Raw genomic sequence first — 19,685 nt, forward strand, 5'->3', positions numbered from 1 at the left:
GCAACACATGTTGCGCGGACTCGCGACGATCAGCTATTGGGCCGACGACCTGGAGGCGGCCAAGCGGTGGTACACCGAACTCCTCGGCGTCGAGCCGTACTTCCACCGGAACGGGCCCGACGGGCGGCTCGGCTACACCGAGTTCCGCATCGGCGACCACGAGGCCGAGCTCGGCCTCGTGGACAGCGCCTGGCGCCCGCACGGCGGGGAACAGGCCGGGGTGGTCGCGTACTGGCACGTCGACGACGTGCGGGCGGCCTACGAGCGGCTGCTGGCGATGGGCGCCAAGGAGCACCATGAGATCACCGAACGGGGCGCGGGCTTCGTGACCGGGTCCGTGGTCGACCCGTTCGGCAACATCCTGGGCGTCATGTACAACCCGCACTACCTGGAGCAGGTGGGCTGATCCGGGCTAGTGGCTGCGGCCCGGCAGCCGCACCACGGTGACGAAGAACTCGTCGATCTGCCGGATCACGGCCATGAACTGGCTCAGGTCGACGGGTTTGGTCACGTAGGCGTTCGCGAACAGCTTGTAGCTGCGCAGGATGTCCTCCTCGGCGGAGGACGTGGTGAGCACCACCACAGGGATGGCCCGCAGCTCAGGGTCGCTCTTGATCTTCTCCAGCACCTGACGGCCGTCGTACTTGGGCAGGTTGAGGTCGAGCAGGATCAGGTCGGGGCGCGGCTTGCCCTCGTAGCCGCCCCGCCGGTAGAGGAAGTCGAGCGCCTCCAGGCCGTCACGGACCACGTGGAGGTTGTTGCCGATCTTGTTGTCCTCGAAGGCCTCCCGGGTGATGAGCTCGTCGCCGGGGTCGTCCTCGACGAGGAGCACTTCGATGGGTTGTCCGATGGAGCTCATGTACGGGATCCTTCTGAGCTGGCTGTGGCGGCCGCGAAGCGGGCCTCCGAGGAGAGCGTGTCAGAACGAAGCGTAAAGCAGATCCGGATTCCGCCGTCCTGATATGCGGTGTCCAGCCAGATTCGTCCGCCGTGATTCTCCACGATCTTCTTGCACATCGCCAGGCCGATCCCGGTGCCGCTGTAGGCCTCGCGGCTGTGGAGACGCTGGAAGATGACGAAGATCTTGTCGGCGAACTCCGGGTCGACGCCGATGCCGTTGTCGGTGAGTGAGAAGCGCCACTCACTCTCCTCCACCTGCTCATGGTCGATCCGGATGACCAGCGGGCGGTCCGGGTGGCGGAACTTGATGGAGTTGCCGATGAGGTTCTGCCAGAGCATGGTCAGCAGCATCGGGTCGCCGGTGATCTCCGGCAGGTCGTCCGGCCGCTCGATCGTCGCGCCCGACTCCTCGATGCCGGTGGCCAGGTTGTCCAGCGCCTTGTCCAGCTTCAGGTTGAGGTTCACCGCCCGGCGCGCGTCGTACAGCCGGCCCACCCGCGAGTAGCTCAGCAGGTCGTTGATCAGGCCCTGCATGCGGGTGGCGCCGTCGACGGCGAAGCGGATGTACTGCCGGCCGCGGTCGTCGAGCGCGTCGGTGTAGCGCTTCTCCAGCAGCTGGCAGAAGGTGGCGATCTTGCGCAGCGGCTCCTGCAGGTCGTGCGAGGCCACGTAGGCGAACTGCTCCAGCTCGGCGTTGGAGCGGCGCAGCTCGACCGCCTGCGCGTCGAGGTCGGCGGCCTGCGTGCTCAGCGTCGCCTCGTGCTCGCGGGAGGTCTCCAGCGCCGCCACGAGCTTGGTACGCATCGCGTCCACGTCCAGCGCGACCTCGCGGATGTCGGCCGGTCCGTGGGCCGGGATCGGGTGGTCGAAGTTGCCCTCGGCCACCTCGCGCGAGGCCATGCGCAGCTCGTCCAGCGGCCGGACCACGGCCCGGCGCAGCAGCACGGCCATCGCCAGCCCGGCCACCAGGAACGTCGTGATCATGGCGACGAACATCCAGTTGCGCAGGGTCTGCGCCTGGATCAGCTCGTCGCGCGCCTGCTGACGGCTCTGCGCCAGGCTGTCGTTCAAGGTCTCGGTCAGCGCCCGGATGCGGTCGAACGCGGGCTTGCCGCTCTCCATCTGCGCGTTGCTGATCGGGCTGGCGGCCTGCCGCTCCGCGACGAGCGGCTCGGCGTAGTCGCGCCGCCAGGCGGCGGACGCCTCACTGATCTGCCGCAGGTGGGAGAGGATGTCCGGCTCGTCGCGGACGAGCTCCTCGACGCGCTCGTACTGGCGCTGCTCGTCGGCCATGCCGCGCTCGTACGGTTCGAGCAGTTGCCGGTTCCCCGTCAGGAGGAACCCGCGGACGCCGGTCTCCTGGTCGAGCAGGGTGCCCTGGAGCTCGGCGGCCTCGATCCGCGCCGGCGAGATGCGGTCGACCAGGTCGTCCGCCAGGTCGGTGGTGCGTTGGAGCATCACCGCGGCGATCACGCCGAAGATCATGACCACGATCATGATCGCGGCGAGCACGAGCAGGAACCACTGATGGACGGTGAGTCGCCGCCACGCGGTGCTGGCGTTCACTGCTCCTCCTTCCAGCGCAGATGGACGACGGCGACGTCGTCGGCGGACGCGTCGGGCGCGGTGGCCTGCTCAGTGCCGGAGATCAACGCGTCCACGAACTCCTCTCCGTTCAGGTGGGCGTGCCTGCGCGCCACCGCGAGCAGGCCCTCCTCGCCCAGCAGTCGCATGCCGTCGCCGGGCAGCCGGCGCTCGAACAGCCCGTCGGTGAACAACGTCAGCCCGCCGCCCGCGGGCAGCTCCAGCTCGGTCGGCTCCCACTCCGACTCCAGCGGCAGCCCCAGCGCCGGGCCGATGCCGGGCTCGGCCCAGGTGACCGAGCTGCCGGAGTGGACCAGCAGCCCCGGATGGCCCGCCCGCCACACACGGACCGTGCGCTGGTCGGACTCCAGCGCGAGCGTCGACATGGTCACGAAGATCTCGTCGCCGCCGCGCTCGGCCCGCAGGACGCGCTCCAGCTGGCGCAGCAGGGCGGTGCCCGTCACGCCGCTGAGCACGAGCGTGCGCCAGGCGATGCGCAGGCACACGCCGAGCGCGGCCTCGTCGGGGCCGTGGCCGCACACGTCTCCGATCATCGCGTGCACGACTTTGTCGTCGTCCTCCACCACGTCGAAGAAGTCGCCGCCGAGCGTGCCCGACACGCGGCTGGCGCGGTAGCGGGTGGCCACCTGGATCGGCATCTGCTGCAGCAGCGGCGTCGGCAGCAGGCCGCGCTCCAGGCGGGCGTTCTCCTCGGCGCGCAGCCGCTCGGCGTGCAGCGCCACCGCCGCCTGCTCGGCCTGCTTGCGCTGCATCGCGTAACGGAGGGTGCGGCCCAGCCACTCGCCTTCGACGCGCCCTTTGACCAGGTAGTCCTGGGCGCCCGCGGTGACCGCGGCGAGGCCCGCCTGCTCCTCGGCCAGCCCGGTCAGCACGACCACCGCGGCGTCGCCGCTCGCCTCCCGCATCGCGGCCAGCGCCGACAGACCGCGCGCGTCGGGCAGGCCCAGGTCGAGCAGCACACACTGGACCCGCTGCCGCGCGAGCAGGTGCCGCGCCTCGTCCAGCGATCGCGCCCATTCCAGCCGCACCGACAGGTCGCCGTCTTCCAGCAGCTCCCGCACGATGAACGCGTCTTGGGGGTCGTCCTCCACCAAAAGCACCAGCGGAAGAGCGGGGGGATCCCCAGCGATCATTCCGGCACCGCCACCCTCTCCAGACAGCGCCGTGTGGCTGTCGTCCTCTTCCGGTCGATGGACAGTGCCCGCAGCAGGGGTCATCACACGTGAACCGCGGGCCCATCCGGTAACGATCTGGACTCAGCATAAGGGCTGTTCGTACCTGTTCATCCTCCTCTGAGCTGCTGACGGTCCCTTGGAGGACGCTCTGGAGCCGGCTGACAGGAGCTTGTGCGTGATCTGACAGCGCGTCCACGCAGCCTCGGAGACGACACCACACCGGGAAGGACAATCATGCTTTTCATCGAGGTCTACGCCCGCCGGGGCGCGTTCGGTCAGGAGGAGCTGCGACAGATCGCCGCCAGGCTGGCGCCCAGCCGGATCTTCGCCGCGACCGAGGGCGACGAGGAGGCCGCCGACCCCGGCGTGCTGGCCCTGTTCGACTCGCTCGGCCACGTGGTGGTGCACGAGCCCGCGATCTGGGTGACCGAAGGTTCGGCGCGGTGCGTGGTGAACGTGTACGCGCCGGCCTGGGCCAAGGAGATGAGCGAGCACCTCGTCTCCGAGGTCACCGCCGCCGTGCCGGGCGGCGACGCGATCGTGCACGTCTTCGGCGTCCCTCAGGGCGGGTACGGCATCGGAGGGCGGGTGCGCCGGTCGTCCGACATGCTCACCATGATCGAGGACGCCAAGCGGGAAGCGCCCGCGGAAGCGCCACCGGGGACCTACGTCGACCCCGTGTGCGGGGCCACGGTGGCGAAGGAGAAGGCGGTCACGCTGGAGCTGGACGGGCAGACGTACGGGTTCTGCTGCCCCCACTGCCGCGGCCACTTCGCCAATCGCCGCCGCGAGGAGGCCGCCACCTGACCGCCGTCGTATGACTCGCTTATGACGCCGCTGAGGACACTGAGGGAAACCCCCTGAGGAGGCGCCATGAAGCGATTACTCATTCCCCTGCTCATGGTCGCGGTGCTGGTCGTGTCGGCGTGTAAGTGGGACGAGTCGTACGTCCTCGTCGGCGGCAAACGCGTCGGGGAGTGGACCCTGCGGTACGGCGACCCGCAGTCATACGACATCACGCTCTACAGGAACGGCAGCGGCCGTTATCTAGGAGTCTCCTCGATCATTCTCGGGCACAACAAGAACCTGCGGGCCCGGGGGCGCTCCGTCGAATCCGCCGCCAGGAAGACCTTGAGCGACATCCTGCGGCCCGCGTGCCGCGACATCCGCAACCAGGCCATCAGGGCCAAGTTGCAACGAGGCGACCGGCGGCGGCCGGTGGTCGGACTTCCGTGGGGCGCTCGTGGACATCGACCACAACAGGGGCGGGTGCCTCACCATTTCCATCCGCGGCAGGACGACACCGAACTGGACCTGGCGTCCCCGTACGGATCGGCACTGCAGGCCCGGCTGAGCGGCCGGCGATCGCCAGGGCCCTCGGCGGCTGGCTGGCGCTCACGGAACGCGCGCACATCGCGGTGTCCGGCGGCGACTTCGCCACCTTGCACAGCGACGCGCCCCGCTGGACCGCGGGCCTGCCGGACCTGCCCGCGGATCCGCTGGCCTGGTACGACCTGGAGCGGCTCAACCTGATGACGGCGGTGCACCAGGCCGCCGCCGCGGGCCTCGACGAGCTGTGCTGGGACCTGGTCGCCAGCGGTTACACGCTCTTCCTCACCCGCGGGCACAACGACGACTGGGAGGAGACGCTCAGGGCGGCGCTGGCGTGCACCCGTCTGGCGGGCAACGCGCGCGGCACGGCGACCATGCTCATGGGGCTCGGGCTGCTGGGCACCTACCGGCACGACTACGCCGGCGCGGCCGAGGCGCTGGAGGAGTCGATGCGCCTCTTCCGCGAGATCGGCGAGCGGCAGGGCCTCGTGTACGCGCTGGGCGTGGCGGCGCACATGGACGGGATGCTCGGCCGCTACGACCACGCGGTCGCGCTGCACGAGGAGGCGCTGGAGGTCCACCGCGCCTCCGGCGACCTCGGCGCCGAGGTCCTGCTGCTGCGCTCGCTCGGGCAGCTCCTGGTGGAGATAGGCCGCCTGGAGCACGCCAGGCCGCATCTGGAGCGGGCGCTCCTGGCCGGACGCGACGGTGACCGGCGGGTGCACGCCGAGGTCCTGTACTGGCTGGGGCAGCTCCACCTCGCCGCCGCGGAGGTGGGACCGGCCGAGTCGGCGTTCAAGGACATGCTCGCGATCGCGGAGGACCTCGCCGACCCGCGCGAGGAGGCCGAGGCCCGCTACGGTCTCGGCCTGGTCCGTCTGAACACCGGGGCGCTCGGCGCCGCGGCCGGCCTCTTCAGGCAGGCCCTGGCGCTGAACCGGCCTCTCGGCGAACCGCTGACCGAGGGCCGGATCCGGACCGCTCTCGGCATCCTGCACTGCCGGAACGGCCAGCCGCGTCAGGCGATCGGCCATCTCACGGAGGCCGCCGGGATCTTCGACGCGATCGGCATCCCGCTGTGGAGCGGGCGGGCGTACCGGGCGCTCGCCGACGCGCGCGAGGCCCACGGCGACCGGACCGCCGCCGACGCCGCCAGGAAGCGCGCCCTCACCCTGTTCACCTCGGTGGGCGCGCCTGAGGCGGCCGACATCGCAGGACCCGACGCCGACCGACCACCCTGAGACCGCCGCCTGATGTGATCATTGGAGCAAACCACCCTACGGTTCTGACGTACTCGGTCTGGTCAGGTGACGGTCTCAGCGGTAGCGTTCGGCGAGCGTGTTGCCGATCGAGGCCAGGTGGTCTCGGACACCCGGAGGGCCGGTCACCTCGAGCCATTCGACCAGCCCGGCGAGCTCGCCGGCGAGCGTGTACTCGTCGTAGCCGCGGATCACGACCTCGATGCGGCCGTCGGTCGTGGAACCTCCCACCTCGAGCCGAGCACCGAGCCCCATCCGGAGTATGCCGATCCCGTGGGGAGCGCAGACCGCCTGGACCTCCACCGGTGTTCGTTTGCGGTCGACCTCGTCGGCGATCTCGCGCCAGCTCTCGGCGAGGTCGAAGTCCTCGGGCCGGCGCACGGGATCGCCGGTCGGGTCGGCGGATGACACGCGGTCGATCCGGAAGGTCCGCCGGCCGGTCTCGGTGGTGGAGACGAGGTACCACGACGGGCCTTTGGCGACGATGCCCAGCGGGTGGACGGTTCTCTCGGTTTCGGCGCCGTCGCGGTCGACGTAGCCGAGCCGCACCTGGACGCCGCGGATCACCGCGTCCTGGAGTTCGTCGAGGAAGCGAGGCGGTCGGCGCTCGACCGGGCTCGACCCCCATCGCTGCGGGTCCATGACCAATGACGACGCTGCCGCCTCGGCCTGCGTCCGGAAGGACTCCGGCAGGGCATGGACGAGCTTGCGCAGAGCCGCTTTCACGGCCGGCGTCGCAGCCGAGGCCGGGCCGGCGACCAGGAACAGGGCGCGGGCCTCGCTCGCGGTCAATCCGGACAGGTCGGTACGGGCGCCGCCCACCAGGCGCCAGCCGCCACCTCGGCCCTGCACCGAGTAGACGGGCACCCCGGCCATGGCCAGGGCGTCGAGGTCGCGGCGGGCGGTGCGCTCAGAGACCTCCAGCTCTCGGGAGACCTCTGCTGCTGTCACCTGCTCGCGCCGCTGCAGCATCAGAAGGATGGCCACCAGCCGGTCGGTTCGCACGCCGACAAAACTCTCACACGAAACCGGTCGTAGGGTGACCGGTTTCGGTCGGCAGGATGGCGATACGACCTCACCGGCGAGGTCGACCGCAAGCGAACACCCGGGCCTGTCAGGGGTGCGCCGGCGCCCGATCATCCGCAAAGACAATGAGGAACACGCGATGCTCGAACCAACCGATTTTCCCGAGCCCACCCTTATTCCGGTCAACGGTGTGGAACTCGAAGTCTTCGAAGCAGGCCGAGAAAACGAGGGAAAGCCTGTCGTGCTTTGCCACGGCTGGCCGGAGCACGCCTTCTCCTGGCGTCACCAGATGCCCGCCCTCGCCGCGGCCGGTTACCACGTCATCGCACCGAACCAGCGGGGTTACGGCAACTCGTCCCGCCCGACGGAGGTGACGGATTACGACATCGAACACCTGTCGGGTGACCTTGTCGCGCTTCTCGACCACTACGGATACCAAGACGCCACCTTCGTCGGCCATGACTGGGGTGCGTTCGTCGTCTGGGGACTGACCCTGTTGCACCCCGGCCGTGTGAACAAGGTGATCAACCTGAGCCTGCCTTACCAGGAGCGCGGAGAAAGGCCGTGGATCGAGTTCATGGAAGACATGCTCGGCGGCGACTTCTACTTCGTCCACTTCAATCGGCGGCCGGGCGTCGCGGACGCCGTATTCGACGACAACACCTTCCGATTCCTCCGCAACTTGTACCGCAAGAACGTGCCCTTCGCGGCCCCTGAGCCGGGCATGGCGCTGATGAATCTCGCCAGGGCGGACACACCCCTCGGCGAGCCCGTCATGAGCGACAGCGAACTGGCCGTCTTCGTCTCGGCATTCGAATCATCGGGATTCACGGGCGGCATCAACTGGTACAGGAACCTCGACCGCAACTGGCGTCTGCTGGCGGACGTGAACCCGATCATCCAACAGCCCGCCCTCATGATCTACGGCGACCGGGACCTGGCGATCCCGAGGTCCGAGAACCTGACAGAGTTCGTGCCCAACGTGGAAGTGGTCGGCCTGGACTGCGGTCACTGGATCCAGCAGGAAAAGCCCGAAGACACGAACCAAGCGATCCTCAAATGGCTGGAACAGCAGGATGTAGTGTCTCGCGACCCGGTTCGGGTCACCGGAAGCTCGTCGCCCTCCAGCACGCATGAGCCTCGGACCCACCATGAGTGAATCTTGACAAGGCCCAGATTTCACGCGAACTGAAGGTGGTCGGCTAGGTCAATCGGTCGTGCCAGCGTGCACGGCGATGATGCGCCAGCCGTGCTCCTCGCCGTACAGCCACGTACGGGTGTAGCGCATCCTGGCCGCGAACGGCGTACCGGAGACGGTCCCTTCGACGGTGCCGAGAAACCACGTCACCCCGGTGTGCCCATCGGCGAGCACGGTCAACTCCTCCTCGGCCACCTTCCTCATCACCTGCGTCCGAGTGCGGTGCAGCTCCAGGTCGTCCGCCTTGGTCGCGACGTTCGCACCGAAGGTGAAGATCAGCCGATCATCCAGAAGCCGATCCAGCGCCTCGACATCTCCAGCGAGCTGCGCGGCCTGGAGTCGGCGCTCGGCGTCCCGCAAGTCCTCCATCATGAGGTCCACCCTCCCAGCCGGCGCCGTACCCGCGCCAGGACGTTCACGCTCGGCTGATCTTCGCAGTCCGATCCAGGGACTCCGATCGTCGGTGAGCGGGTGCCGGGTTCAGAAGGCACCCGCACTGACCCCGGCGCCCGCCTGGGGCGGCCTAGTGCCGGGCGTATTGCGCGGACCACGTGGCGATCTCGGCAAGCGGAGAAGGCGCGAGGGTGTAGATGCGGCGACCGGCGTGCTCGGTGTAGCTCACCAGAGCGGCCCGACGCAGGATGCCCAGGTGTTCTGAGACGGTCGACTGGCAGGTGGTGAAGCTGTTCGCGAGCTCCCCGGCCGTGCGCGGCCGTTCGAAGAGCAGTTCGATGATCTTCCGTCGGGTCGGATCGGCGATCGCTCGAAACGGATCTCCATCAGCCTGTGGTCGCCCCATCCCTCAATGATAGGGTATCGGCGAAACCCGATAGAAGGAGCGCCGTGCAGTTCATCTCCGTCGTGTCGGTGCCGGTCAGCGACCAGGACCGAGCCAAGAGCTTCTACCTCGACAAGCTAGGCTTCGACCTCATCGCCGAGTCCACTTTCGGCGATGAGGTGCGCTGGATTCAGGTCGGCATCCCCGGCGCTCAGACCAGCCTGACCCTCGTGACCTGGTTCGATGAGATGCCGCCCGGGTCGCTGCGCGGCCTGGTCATCGATTGCGAAGATCTTGACAAAGAGTACCGCGCTCTCACCGAGCGCGGCGTTGCGTTCATCGGCCCCCCGAGTCAGCAGCCCGGCGGTGTCTTCGCCATCCTCAGCGACCCCGATGGCAATCTCATCAGCCTCCGGCAGGCCGGCAGCTAAGGCCCCTGACGCCCAGCGGCGATCGAGAGAGTGGTCTGCTACCGCATCGTTCGCCCTCCTGACGATCCGGCACAGGCGGGGATTGTCGGTGTTGCGGTTGCGCCAGGCGATGCAACGGCGGATCATGCTGCCCTGCTCGCGGTGGCCGGCGTGGCCGGTGCCGTTGAGAGTGAACGCCCGCAGCGCGGTGAACTGGGCCTCGATCCGGTTCATCCCCGAGGAATTGATCGGCGTGCAGGCGATCTCGACGTTGTTCGCCTGCGCTCACCCGCCGAGCCGCTCGTCCTTCTTGGTGCTTGTGCGGGCTGAAGTTGTCACAGATGATCGCCATCCGGACGTCGGTCGGGTAGAGGCTGCGCAGGTAGCGGCAGAACTCCAGGAACTCACCGCGCCGCTTGCGCCTCTTGATGTGTCCGTACATCTTGTGGCGGCCCAGGTTCAGGGCGGCGAACAGGTGCCGTACCCCCTCGGTGCGGGTGTAGGTCGCGCGTCGAGATGGCCCGAACCCTGTATGACATCACGGGCGCCGACGGCAAGCGCCGCTACACCGTCGCTCAGATCGCCGAACGGCTCGGCGTCAGCCGCGCCACGCTCTACCGCCAGGCGTCGCTGAGGTGCTCACCACGCAGGGAACGGCGGGCGGGGGCCACGTGGCCTCCGAAAGGATCGAGGGCACACGCTGTGACGCGTCAGGGCACCGGACTCCATCGCGACCCAGATCGCCCCGTCCGGACCGACGGCGAGGCCGTGAGGTTCCGCGCCCTCCAGCGGGAACTCCTCGATCTTCCCGCCGGTCGTGACACGGGCCAGCCTGCTGGCACCCCACTCGGTAAGCCAGAGCGCGCCGTCCGGCCCGGCCACGATGGCGTGCGGCCGGGCGGCGCGGTCGGGCAGCGGGAACTCGATGATCGCGCCCGAGGTGTCGATCCGGCCGACCTGGCCGGCGCCGATCTCCACGAACCACAGCGCGTCATCCGGTCCCGCGGAGATGCCGACCGGTGCCGCGCCCGGTGTGGGCAGTGGGTACGTCGACGCCTCTCCGCCGGTCGTGATGCGGCCGATCGCGTTGCCCTGGTTGAGCGTGAACCACAGCGCGCCGTCCGGCCCTGCGGTGATCGCGGAGGGCATCGCGCCGGTGCCGGGCAGTGGGTACGACGACACCTGCCCGTCTGGGGTGATGCGTCCGATCCGGTCGTCCTGCAGTTGGGTGAACCACATGGCCCCGTCGGGGCCGGCGGCGATGCCGTACGGCGAGGCCACATCGAACGTGGTGACAACGCCGTCCACGGTGATCCGCCTGATCCGGCCGCCGGCGAACTCGGTGAACCACAGCGCGCCGTCCGGTCCCGGGGTGATGACCGTGGGCTGACCGTCGGCCGGATCGAGAGGGAACAGCGTGGGTTCCGCACCCGGCACGACCCGGCCGATGCGGCCCTGATGGACGAGGGTGAACCAGAGCGCGCCGTCGGGGCCGCAGGTGATGCCGTACGGTGAACCGTCGATCAACATGAAAGAGCGATCTCCTTACCGGTGAAGCGACGCCGTAGCGCCCGGTCGTGCGTGACCACCACGAGCGTGCCCTGGTAGTCGCCGAGCGCCTGCTCGAGCTCCTCGACCAGGGTGAGCGAGAGGTGGTTGGTGGGTTCGTCCAGCAGCAGCAGGTCGTGTTCGCCCGCCAGCACTTCGGCCAGCGCCAGTCGCCGCCGCTGGCCCTCGGACAGTGCGCCGACTTTGAGGTGCAGCGCCTCGCGGTGGAACAGGCCCGTCGCGAGCAGGGCTTCTGGGTCGCCGCCGTAGGTCTCCATGACCGTCTTTTCGGGGTCGAAGGTGACTTCCTGCGCGAGGTAACCTGCCCGCCGACCGGCCTGGGCCGCGATAGCCGCCAGCAGCGTCGACTTGCCCGCGCCGTTCGGCCCGGTGATCAGCAACCGGTCGCCCGGTTCGATCCGCAACCTGCCGTGGTCGACGTGCGTGCCGGCGCCCGCGAACCTGCCGCGGAAACACAAAGGCTTGGGCGGTCGCGGTACCGGGTCGGCTTCTAGGCGGCGCAGGCGTTCTGTGGCTTGCCGTACCCGCGAGGCGACCGAGCTTTGCACGCGGCCGGCGTTGCGGTCGTAGGCCATCTTGTTGTTGTCCTTCATCTCGCGGCCCCGCGCGACGCGGCGCGCCGTGGTCGCGGCGAACTCCTTGACCTGCTCAACCTCCTCCCGCCAGGCGGCGTAGGCCTGCTCCCAGCGCTGCCGGGCGGCCGCCTTGTCGGTCAGGAATCCGGTGTAGCCGCCGCCGAACCTGGTGATCGTGCCGCCCTCGACCTCGAGTATCGTCGTGGCCACCCGGTCCAGGAAGGTCCGGTCGTGTGAGATTGCCACCACCGTGCCCTTGTGGGCGCGCAGCCGGTCCTCCAGCCAGGTGAGCGCCGCCTCATCCAGGTGGTTGGTGGGCTCGTCGAGCAGCAGGATCTCTGGTGAGGCGGCCAGCACGCACGCCAGGCCGAGCCGGGCCTGCTCGCCGCCTGACAGGGTCGACAGCTCGCGTGAGCGCTCGATCTGGGCCAGGCCGAGCCCGTGCATGGCCTTGTCGACACGGGCGTCGGCCTCGTATCCGTCACGGGCCTCGAAGGCGGTGAGCAGCTCGCCGTACAGGGTCAGGTCCTGCTCCTCGGCGGCGCGCTGCATGTCGCGCTCGAGTGCGCGCAGCTCGGCCAGCGCGGCGTCGACGGCCTGCTGGACGGTGTGGTCGTCGGGCAGGTTGAGGGTCTGGCCCAGGTAGCCGACGCCGCCGGCGGCCGCTACCGTCACCTCACCGTCGTCTGGCTGGTCCACCCCGGCGATGATCTTGAGCAGCGTGGACTTGCCGGAGCCGTTCTCGCCGACGACTCCGGCGCGCTCGCCGGGCCGGATGCTGAAGGTGAGCTGGTCAAGGACGCGGTGCTCGCCGTAGGACTTCGAGACTCCCCGGAGGGAAAGCTGTGTAGGCAGAGGTACTCCAATCGCAACTACTGTTGCTTTAAGCTAGCATAGAGATCCCTCCTAACGCAACTGGAGTAGACTTTGGACAAACGTCCCGGCGGTCGCAGCGCCCGCGTGCGCGACGCCGTACGACAGGCGACCCTCACCGAGCTGGCCGAGCACGGCTACAGCGGGTTGACGGTGGAGAACGTGGCGATCCGCTCGGGCGTGCACAAGACCACCGTGTACCGGCGATGGGGCAGCGCGGAGGGCCTGATCGCCGACGCGCTCGAACTGGCCAGGGAGGAGCCGTGGCCGCTGCCCGACACCGGCTCACTCCGCGAGGACCTGCGGGAGATCGCCGGGCTGGTGCGAAGCGGGTTCGCCGATCCGGTCGCCGGGCCGATCTCCGCCGCATTCGTGTCGGCCGCCGTACAGAGCACCGGGCCCGCGCAGGCGCTGCACGACTTCTTCGCCGCCCGCCACGAACAGGCAGCCGAAGTGGTGCGGCGGGCGGTCGCGCGGGGCGAGCTCCCTGCGGACACTGACGTGGCAGACGTGATCAGAACGGCCGTCGCGCCCATCTACTACCGGCTGTTCATCACCCACGAACCGGTCACCGAACGCGACGCTGAACGTGCGGCGGATGCTGCCCTCGCCGCCGCCCGCGCCGGCATTCTGCACTCCTGACGCCCGATACGCAGGGGGTGGAGAAGCTTCAGGGGTGGAAAGGAAGCCGCAACGGCGGCCGTTGCGCGTCCGGACAGGCTCGCATGCGTGGCGAACACGCGGCACTCACCGGGCCCCTCCCTGGTCAGTCGCTGCGCATCGACGAAGCAGCGGCCCTTCCCTCACCGCCGGTCGTGTTGTCCGGCCGACTGATAGCGGTACTACGGCCGGGCCTCCTGGCAGCTACCCTGGCCGGACTTCCACCGGCGAGCGACGACGAGCTCACGAACAACCGGATCCACCACTACGTCACGGTTTCACCTCCTGCTCTGCTGGGCGCACGGAAAAGCCTCGCTGATCGTGGTGCGACGTGGTGAGCTGACCGACAAGGCGTGGTCGCGACTGACCACCAAGCTGCATCTGCTCGTCGAAGCCCGCGTCCGCCACACCGAATTGTCAGGCACTCCCTAGGGGGCCGGGCGCCCGCCCGGGTCGTCGGAGGCTTCCGTCGTGCGCGGGACACGGATCAGCTCCTCCACCCTGGCGCTGATCAGCGCGAGCGCCTCGTCCGGGGTGCGGCCGCGGGCGTAGGCGGTCTCGTACCGCCGCGCGCCGAGGGCGGCGCGGAGTTCGGGGGCGAGGCGTACGAGGTCGTGGTCGAGCGCTTCGAGGGCGCCGATCAGGACGTGGGCGGCGCCGAGCAGCTCAGCCGCCTCGATCCGGCGGCCCTGGAACGCCAGGAGGTGTGCCAGGTGGGCGGCGGTGATGGCGGCCAGTGACGGCTCTCCCGCGCAGGCGTCGAAGGCCCGGGCGAAGCGCTCCCCGGCCCGCACCGGGTCGTCCCGCTCCATGGCCAGTCTGGCCCGCGCGCACGCGAGCGTGACGGCGAAGACGGGGTCCTCGGAGGGCTGGAGACGCGCTTCGGCCTGCTCGTAATGGGCCTCCGCGCCCGCCAGGTCGCCGTCGCGGCGGGCCAGGTCGCCGAGCGTGACCCGGATGTAGACCGGCAGGCCGTCGGGAACGCCCGGCAGCGCGGCCAGCGTTTCGAGCTCGGCGCGGGCGGTCGCCGTGTCGCCCGCACGGGCCCGGGCCTCGGCCAGCCACACCCGCTGGGACGCGGCCTCGTCGGACGGGTCCAGCTCCCGCAGCAGCCGCACCGCCTCCTCCAGCGCGGCCACCGCCTCCCCGTACGCGCCCCCGTTCGTCCGCACGTCGGCCAGCGACGTCAGCGCCCACGCCAGCCCGGCCCGCTCCCCACCGGCGCGGAACCCGGCGACCGCCACCTCCAAATCGTGGCCCATGCCCCCGGCGTCGCCCGCATTTCCCCGCAGAACGGCTCTGACGAGCCGCAGCATCGCCCTCGTCCAGGCGTCGGGATGCGACAGCCGCCGCTCGATCGCGTCCAGCGCCGCCGCCTCGTCCCCGCACGCGGCAGCCAGCACCGGCTCGACCAGGACGACGAGCGGATGCCCCGAAAACGACCCGGACTCGGCTCCAGAACCCCGCTCCCCCTGCTCCGGAATCAGGCCGGGTTCCGGGTGGCCGGGTGCTTCCTCCGGCAGCAGGTGGCGGACGTGGGCGGCGTCCCGCGCGTCCAGCTCCAGGCCCGCCCAGGTGGTGGCCGCCAGCAGGTGGAGAGCGGCCGTCACGGCCCTGGACTCGGCGGGGGCGCGGCCGGGGGTGTCCAGGGCCAGGCGCGTCCAGGATTCCATGGCCGCCCGGTCGCCTCGTACCAGCCAGAACACCCCCAGCGCCGCGCAGAGCCGCAGCGCTCCCGCGGCGTCGCCGGTCTCATGCGCGAAGCGGAGCGCGGCGAGCAGGTTGCCGCGTTCGGCGGCGAGCCGGGTGATCCACCGGAGCTGCCCGGCCTCGCGCAGCTCCGGTTCGGCGCGGGCGGCCAGGCCGGAGAAGTAGGCGGCGTGCGCGGCGCGCACCCGGGCGAGCTCCCCGGACTCGACCAGTTCGCGCAGCCCGTACTCCCTGATCGTCTCCAGCATCCGGTAGCGCTCGCCGTCGAACCGCAGCAGCGACCGGTCGGCGAGGGCCGCCAGCAGGTCAGGGCGGGCGGCGGCGACCGCCTCCGCGCTCTCCACGGTGATGCCGCCGGGGAAGGCCGCCAGCCTGCGGGCCAGCCGCCGCTCGTCCTCGTCCAGCAGGTCCCACGTCCAGGCGACCACCGCGCGCAGCGTACGGTGCCTCGGCTCGGCGGCCCTGCTGACCCCCGAGAGCAGGGCGAACCGGTCGTCCAGCCGGGCCGCCAGCTCGTCCAGCGGGAACGAGCGGAGCCGGGCCGCGGCCAGCTCGATCGCCAGCGGGAGGCCGTCCAGCCGCCGGCACACCTCGTCCACCAGTCCCGGGTCCCGCACCGTGAACCCCGGCCGCGCGGCCGCCGCCCGCTCGGCGAACAGCCGCGCCGCCGCCTCCGGCTCCAGCGGCGGCACCTGCAGCACGGTCTCCCCCGGCACGCCCAGCGGCTCCCGGCTGGTGGCGAGCACGCGCAGCCCCGGCGCGCGGCCCAGCAGGTACGTGACCGCCCGGGCCACCTCGCCGGCCACCCGCTCACAACCGTCGAGCACCAGCAGCGACCCCGACAACGCCTCGGCCACCCGATCGAGCAACCGCCCCCCGCCGAACGCCCCCTCACGCACCCCGGCCACCCGCGCGAGAGCGACCACGACCCCGCCCTCCCCAGCATCCGGGAAGGGCCCCGCACGCCCCCGCTCGGGTGGAGGCGAAGCACCAGCGGATCCGGCAGCGCTGCTCCCGTGGGACCGAAGAGCCTCGCGGGCCTGAGACGGAGAGCTCTCGGCCGCGAGGTCCCCCACGGATCGAGGGGCGCCCCCGGCCGCGCTGCTCTCTCTGGGCTGAGGGGTGTCATGGGACGGGAAGCCGCCGGCCGCGCCGGGCTCGGGGGTGCCGCGGAAGCCGTCGTGGGGCGGAGAGCCGCCCGCTGCGGGCCGGGCGAGGTCAGGGGAGCCCGCTGTGCCGGGCTCGGAAGCAGCCGCGGGTCCGCGTTCCGGGGCGGTGGGGTCGCTCGTCGGCTCGCCCAGTGGGGACAGCTCGACCAGCCAGGCCGTGGGCGTGTGGCCGGCGACCTCGATGGCCAGGCGGGTCTTGCCGACGCCGCCCGGCCCCGTGAGCGTCACCAGCCGCCCGGCACGCAGCGCCTCGGCCGTCGCCGCCGCGTCGTCCTCCCGCCCCACCAGGGACGTGAGCGGGGAGGGCAGGTTGCCGGAGCGCGGACGCGGCTCGTCGCGCAGCAGCTCCAGATGGATCTCGCGCAGCTCGGGCCCGGGGTCGGTGCCCAGCTCGTCGGCCAGGAGCCGGCGGACGTCCTCGTACGCGGACAGGGCCTCGGCCCGCCTGCCCTCCGCGTGCAGAGCCCTGATGAGCAGACCGCGCAGCCTCTCCCGCAGCGGGTGCGCCGCCGCGAGCGCTTCCAGCTCCGCCACCAGCCCTTCGGCCCGTCCGACGGCGAGCGACGCCTGCGCGTGATCCTCGCGGGCCGCCAGCCGCAGCTCCTCCAGCCGCCGCCGCACCGGCTCGGGCACCTCGCCGGGCAGGTCGCCCCGCCACAGCCCGAGCCCCTCCCCCAGCAGCCGCAGCGCCGCCTCCGGCCGGCCGCCGGTCAGGGCCCGCCGCCCCTCTCCCGCGAGCCGCTCGAACCGGCGCGCGTCCACCGCGTCCGCCTCGACGTCGAGCCGGTACCCGCCGTCCGCCGACACCAGCAGCCCGGCGGGCAGCGCCCGCCGCAGCCGGGACACCAGCGAGTGCAGCGAGTTGACCGGATCGCCCGGCGCCCCTTCGGGCCACAGCGCCTCGGCGAGCGCCCCCGCCGTCACGGTGCGCCCGGCGTCGAGCGCGAGCCGGGCCAGCAGCGTACGCAGCCGTCCACCGCCGACGGGCACCCGCTCCCCGCCGGCCACGACCTCGACCGGCCCGAGAATGTGCACCCGCATGCCCTCCAACGTAGTGCCCTGGCGCCCGGTAAAACTTCCGAGAAGGATGTGTCCGGACGGGGCGGGCGGCTCCGACGTCTCCGGTGAAAGGCATCGAGAGAAGGAGAAACCCGTGAAGTACATGATCATGCTGTACGGCTCGCAGCGGGACTACGACATGCTCACCGGCAAGGCCGTCGACGGCAGGCCCGCCTGGACGCAGGAGGAGATCGGCGCCCTGCACGCGTTCATGGGCAAGTGGAACGGAGACCTGGTCGAGTCCGGCGAGTTCGTCGACGCCCAGGGGCTGAACTCCCCGATGCTCACCCGGCGGGTGCGGCTGAAGGACGGGGTCCCGGTCGTCACCGACGGCCCGTACGCCGAGACGCAGGAGGTCCTGGCCGGTTACACGATCGTGGAGTGCGACAGCTTCGACCGGGCGACGGAGGTCGCCGCGAGGCTGGCCGGCGCGCCGTACCCCTACGCCGCGCTCGACTCCGAGTGGCATGTGGACGTGCGGCCCATCCACGGCGGGGTGGACGAGATCGAGTGACTCCAGGCGGGGTCGAGGACCTGCTGCGCGAGCTGGCGCCGCAGGTCCTCGGCGCGCTCGTGCGCCGCTACGGCCACTTCGACACGGCCGAGGACGCCGTCCAGGAGGCGCTGCTCGCGGCGTCCCGGCAGTGGCCGGCGGAGGGCGTGCCGGACAGTCCGCGCGGCTGGCTGATCACCGTGGCCGCGCGCAGGCTCACCGACCTGCTCCGGGCCGAGCAGGCGCGGCGGCGCCGCGAGGACGTCGTGGCCGCGTGGCGGCTGCCCGAGGAGTGGCTGGCCCCGCCGGCCGACCGGCCGCCGCAGAGTGCCGACGACACGCTGGTGCTGCTGTTCATGTGCTGCCACCCGTCGCTGTCGCCGGCCTCGCAGATCGCGCTGACCCTGCGCGCGGTGGGCGGCCTGACCACGGCGGAGATCGCCCGGGCGTTCCTGGTGCCGGAGCCGACCATGACCAGGCGCATCACCCGGGCCAAGCGGCAGATCAGGGAGAGCGGCATCCCGTTCGGCCTGCCGCCCGCCGCCGAACGGGCCGAGCGGCTGCGGGCGGTGCTGCACGTGCTCTACCTGATCTTCAACGAGGGGTACGCGAGCACGTCGGGCCCCCGGCTGCGGCGGGACGAGCTGTCGGCGGAGGCCATCCGGCTGACCCGCGTCGTGCGCCGGCTGGTGCCGGACGATCCGGAGGTGACCGGGCTGCTGGCGCTCATGCTGCTCACCGACGCCCGCCGCCCGGCCCGTACCTCTCCCGACGGGGCGCTGGTCCCGATGGCCGAGCAGGACCGCGGCCGGTGGGACGCCGGGCTGGTCGCCGAGGGCGTGGCGCTGGTCTCCGAGGCGCTGCCGCGCGGCCCGACCGGCCCGTACCAGCTCCAGGCGGCGATCGCCGCCGTGCACGACGAGGCGCCCAGCGCCGCGGAGACCGACTGGCCGCAGATCGTGGCCCTGTACGAGGTGCTGCTGCGGATCTCCGACACCCCGGTCGTCAGGCTCAACCACGCGGTCGCCGTCGCCATGGCCCGCGGCCCGCACGAGGGGCTGGAACTGCTCGGCGAGCTGGCCGCCGACGAGCGCATCGCCGGCGACCACCGGACGCACGCCGTCCGCGCCCACCTGCTGGAAATGGCGGGTGACCGGAAGGCGGCGCGCGAGGCGTACGAGGAGGCGGCGCGCCGCGCCGGCAGTCTGCCCCAGCAGCGGTACCTGAACGGGCGCGCTGCCCGGCTTGAGTGAATGACTTCAATTGCGAATGTTCGCAATTGCTGAGGTACCCTTCCTCATGTCGGACGTAGATATGGGGTGAGATGTGAGCGGGCCTTTCGCCGCCGCCATCAGGGAACGGGCACGCCAGGCGCACGCGGCGCTGGAGACGGCGCGCGCCGAAGACGACCCGGAGGCGCTGATCGTCGCCGAGGGCGAGTGGGACGACGTGAGGCGGATGGCCCGCGAGCACGACATCGAGCTCGGCCCGGAAGGCACGGTGGCCGAGTGAGGTCGGTGCCGCTCTACGAGGCCAAGGCGGAGCTGTTCCGCCTCCTCGGTCATCCCGTGCGAATCCGCGTCCTGGAGCTGCTGCAGGAGCGCCCCATGCCGGTGCGCGACCTGCTGGCCGCCATCGAGGTCGAGCCGACCGGGCTCTCGCAGCACCTGGCCGTGCTGCGCCGCTCCGGCATGGTGACCGCCCAGCGCGACGGCTCTACTGTCGTCTACTCCCTGGCCGGCGGTGACGTGGCGGAGCTGCTGCGGGCCGCCCGCCAGCTGCTGACCCAGCTGCTCACCGGGCAGCACGAGCTGCTGAGCGAGCTGTTGCAGGCGGAGACCAAGACCCGGTGAACCAGTTCTTCTCCTCGGTGCGTTCTCTCCTGCCCGCCCGC

The 19,685-nt window shown here is 71.1% G+C and carries 20 protein-coding genes; 11 read left to right on the top strand and 9 right to left on the bottom strand.

All coding sequences use genetic code 11. The features are described from left to right. The first annotated feature begins 7 nt into the window (after window positions 1–7). The gene (locus ACZ6YG_RS15740) at window positions 8–406 is read left to right on the top strand and encodes a VOC family protein (RefSeq protein WP_148031642.1); all 399 of its coding nucleotides are present in this window, start codon (window positions 8–10) and stop codon (window positions 404–406) included. Between the two features lie 6 nt (window positions 407–412). Here the strand turns inward: ACZ6YG_RS15740 and ACZ6YG_RS15745 are convergent, their stop codons facing one another. From ACZ6YG_RS15745 to ACZ6YG_RS15755, 3 genes are read right to left on the bottom strand one after another with little or no spacing between them, the layout of a single operon-like run. Then, a complete protein-coding gene (locus ACZ6YG_RS15745; RefSeq protein WP_397198886.1) occupies window positions 413–859 on the bottom strand; it encodes a response regulator in 447 nt (148 codons plus the stop codon). After that, window positions 856–2,466 (bottom strand): sensor histidine kinase, encoded by a 1,611-nt coding sequence (locus ACZ6YG_RS15750; protein WP_466018377.1) that lies wholly within the window; start codon window positions 2,464–2,466, stop codon window positions 856–858. Before ACZ6YG_RS15750 ends, ACZ6YG_RS15745 begins: the two co-directional genes overlap by 4 nt. Beyond that, window positions 2,463–3,596 carry a PP2C family protein-serine/threonine phosphatase gene (locus ACZ6YG_RS15755; protein ID WP_261808556.1) on the bottom strand — a complete coding sequence of 378 codons (1,134 nt, stop codon included), beginning with the start codon at window positions 3,594–3,596 and terminating at the stop codon, window positions 2,463–2,465. Before ACZ6YG_RS15755 ends, ACZ6YG_RS15750 begins: the two co-directional genes overlap by 4 nt. A gap of 318 nt (window positions 3,597–3,914) precedes the next feature. Here ACZ6YG_RS15755 and ACZ6YG_RS15760 point away from each other — a divergent pair, with 318 nt between their 5' ends. Both ACZ6YG_RS15760 and ACZ6YG_RS15765 read left to right on the top strand, forming a co-directional pair. After that, complete coding sequence (locus ACZ6YG_RS15760; RefSeq protein WP_466018378.1) at window positions 3,915–4,487, top strand: YHS domain-containing protein; 573 nt, start codon at window positions 3,915–3,917, stop codon at window positions 4,485–4,487. A 611-nt stretch (window positions 4,488–5,098) separates the two neighbouring features. Further along, a complete protein-coding gene (locus ACZ6YG_RS15765) occupies window positions 5,099–6,253 on the top strand; it encodes a tetratricopeptide repeat protein (protein ID WP_466018379.1) in 1,155 nt (384 codons plus the stop codon). Window positions 6,254–6,328: 75 nt separating this feature from the next. Here the strand turns inward: ACZ6YG_RS15765 and ACZ6YG_RS15770 are convergent, their stop codons facing one another. Beyond that, the gene (locus ACZ6YG_RS15770) at window positions 6,329–7,276 is read right to left on the bottom strand and encodes a helix-turn-helix transcriptional regulator (protein WP_466018380.1); all 948 of its coding nucleotides are present in this window, start codon (window positions 7,274–7,276) and stop codon (window positions 6,329–6,331) included. Between ACZ6YG_RS15770 and ACZ6YG_RS15775 the strand changes: the two genes are divergently transcribed. After that, complete coding sequence (locus tag ACZ6YG_RS15775; RefSeq protein WP_466018381.1) at window positions 7,251–8,456, top strand: alpha/beta fold hydrolase; 1,206 nt, start codon at window positions 7,251–7,253, stop codon at window positions 8,454–8,456. The two genes, ACZ6YG_RS15770 and ACZ6YG_RS15775, sit on opposite strands and share 26 nt — an antisense overlap. Before the next feature lie 48 nt (window positions 8,457–8,504). On the opposite strand, the gene ACZ6YG_RS15780 is transcribed toward ACZ6YG_RS15775, so the two are convergent. Together ACZ6YG_RS15780 and ACZ6YG_RS15785 are read right to left on the bottom strand one after the other, a co-directional pair. Further along, window positions 8,505–8,864 carry a nuclear transport factor 2 family protein gene (locus ACZ6YG_RS15780; protein WP_466018483.1) on the bottom strand — a complete coding sequence of 120 codons (360 nt, stop codon included), beginning with the start codon at window positions 8,862–8,864 and terminating at the stop codon, window positions 8,505–8,507. 154 nt (window positions 8,865–9,018) lie between these two features. Then, complete coding sequence (locus ACZ6YG_RS15785) at window positions 9,019–9,294, bottom strand: ArsR/SmtB family transcription factor (protein WP_148031648.1); 276 nt, start codon at window positions 9,292–9,294, stop codon at window positions 9,019–9,021. A 44-nt stretch (window positions 9,295–9,338) separates the two neighbouring features. Here ACZ6YG_RS15785 and ACZ6YG_RS15790 point away from each other — a divergent pair, with 44 nt between their 5' ends. Both ACZ6YG_RS15790 and ACZ6YG_RS15795 read left to right on the top strand, forming a co-directional pair. Next, window positions 9,339–9,704: a VOC family protein gene (locus ACZ6YG_RS15790; RefSeq protein ID WP_466018382.1), complete on the top strand. Its 366-nt coding sequence runs from the start codon at window positions 9,339–9,341 to the stop codon at window positions 9,702–9,704. 30 nt (window positions 9,705–9,734) lie between these two features. Continuing rightward, on the top strand, window positions 9,735–10,013 hold the full coding sequence (locus tag ACZ6YG_RS15795) for a hypothetical protein (RefSeq protein ID WP_466018383.1): 279 nt from the start codon (window positions 9,735–9,737) through the stop codon (window positions 10,011–10,013). 309 nt (window positions 10,014–10,322) lie between these two features. Here ACZ6YG_RS15795 and ACZ6YG_RS15800 read toward each other — a convergent pair whose 3' ends face one another. After that, window positions 10,323–11,213 carry a Vgb family protein gene (locus tag ACZ6YG_RS15800; RefSeq protein WP_466018384.1) on the bottom strand — a complete coding sequence of 297 codons (891 nt, stop codon included), beginning with the start codon at window positions 11,211–11,213 and terminating at the stop codon, window positions 10,323–10,325. Beyond that, window positions 11,207–12,682 (bottom strand): ABC-F family ATP-binding cassette domain-containing protein, encoded by a 1,476-nt coding sequence (locus ACZ6YG_RS15805; protein ID WP_246640305.1) that lies wholly within the window; start codon window positions 12,680–12,682, stop codon window positions 11,207–11,209. Before ACZ6YG_RS15805 ends, ACZ6YG_RS15800 begins: the two co-directional genes overlap by 7 nt. A 72-nt stretch (window positions 12,683–12,754) precedes the next feature. Here ACZ6YG_RS15805 and ACZ6YG_RS15810 point away from each other — a divergent pair, with 72 nt between their 5' ends. Further along, entirely contained in the window at window positions 12,755–13,342 is a 588-nt protein-coding gene (locus ACZ6YG_RS15810; protein ID WP_246640290.1) for a TetR/AcrR family transcriptional regulator, read from the top strand. 446 nt (window positions 13,343–13,788) lie between these two features. Here the strand turns inward: ACZ6YG_RS15810 and ACZ6YG_RS15815 are convergent, their stop codons facing one another. Beyond that, the gene (locus ACZ6YG_RS15815) at window positions 13,789–17,280 is read right to left on the bottom strand and encodes a BTAD domain-containing putative transcriptional regulator (RefSeq protein ID WP_466018385.1); all 3,492 of its coding nucleotides are present in this window, start codon (window positions 17,278–17,280) and stop codon (window positions 13,789–13,791) included. Window positions 17,281–17,401: 121 nt separating this feature from the next. Here ACZ6YG_RS15815 and ACZ6YG_RS15820 point away from each other — a divergent pair, with 121 nt between their 5' ends. From ACZ6YG_RS15820 to ACZ6YG_RS15835, 4 genes are all read left to right on the top strand, one after another. After that, window positions 17,402–17,812, top strand: a complete 411-nt coding sequence (locus ACZ6YG_RS15820; protein WP_246640304.1) for a YciI family protein — start codon at window positions 17,402–17,404, stop codon at window positions 17,810–17,812. Next, a complete protein-coding gene (locus ACZ6YG_RS15825) occupies window positions 17,809–19,044 on the top strand; it encodes an RNA polymerase sigma factor (RefSeq protein WP_271276528.1) in 1,236 nt (411 codons plus the stop codon). Before ACZ6YG_RS15820 ends, ACZ6YG_RS15825 begins: the two co-directional genes overlap by 4 nt. 73 nt (window positions 19,045–19,117) lie before the next feature. Then, entirely contained in the window at window positions 19,118–19,303 is a 186-nt protein-coding gene (locus ACZ6YG_RS15830; protein WP_148031653.1) for a hypothetical protein, read from the top strand. Then, window positions 19,300–19,644 (top strand): ArsR/SmtB family transcription factor, encoded by a 345-nt coding sequence (locus ACZ6YG_RS15835; protein WP_148031654.1) that lies wholly within the window; start codon window positions 19,300–19,302, stop codon window positions 19,642–19,644. Before ACZ6YG_RS15830 ends, ACZ6YG_RS15835 begins: the two co-directional genes overlap by 4 nt. Window positions 19,645–19,685 lie beyond the last annotated feature (41 nt).

The sequence above is a fragment of the Nonomuraea sp. NPDC054003 genome, from assembly GCF_055585125.1.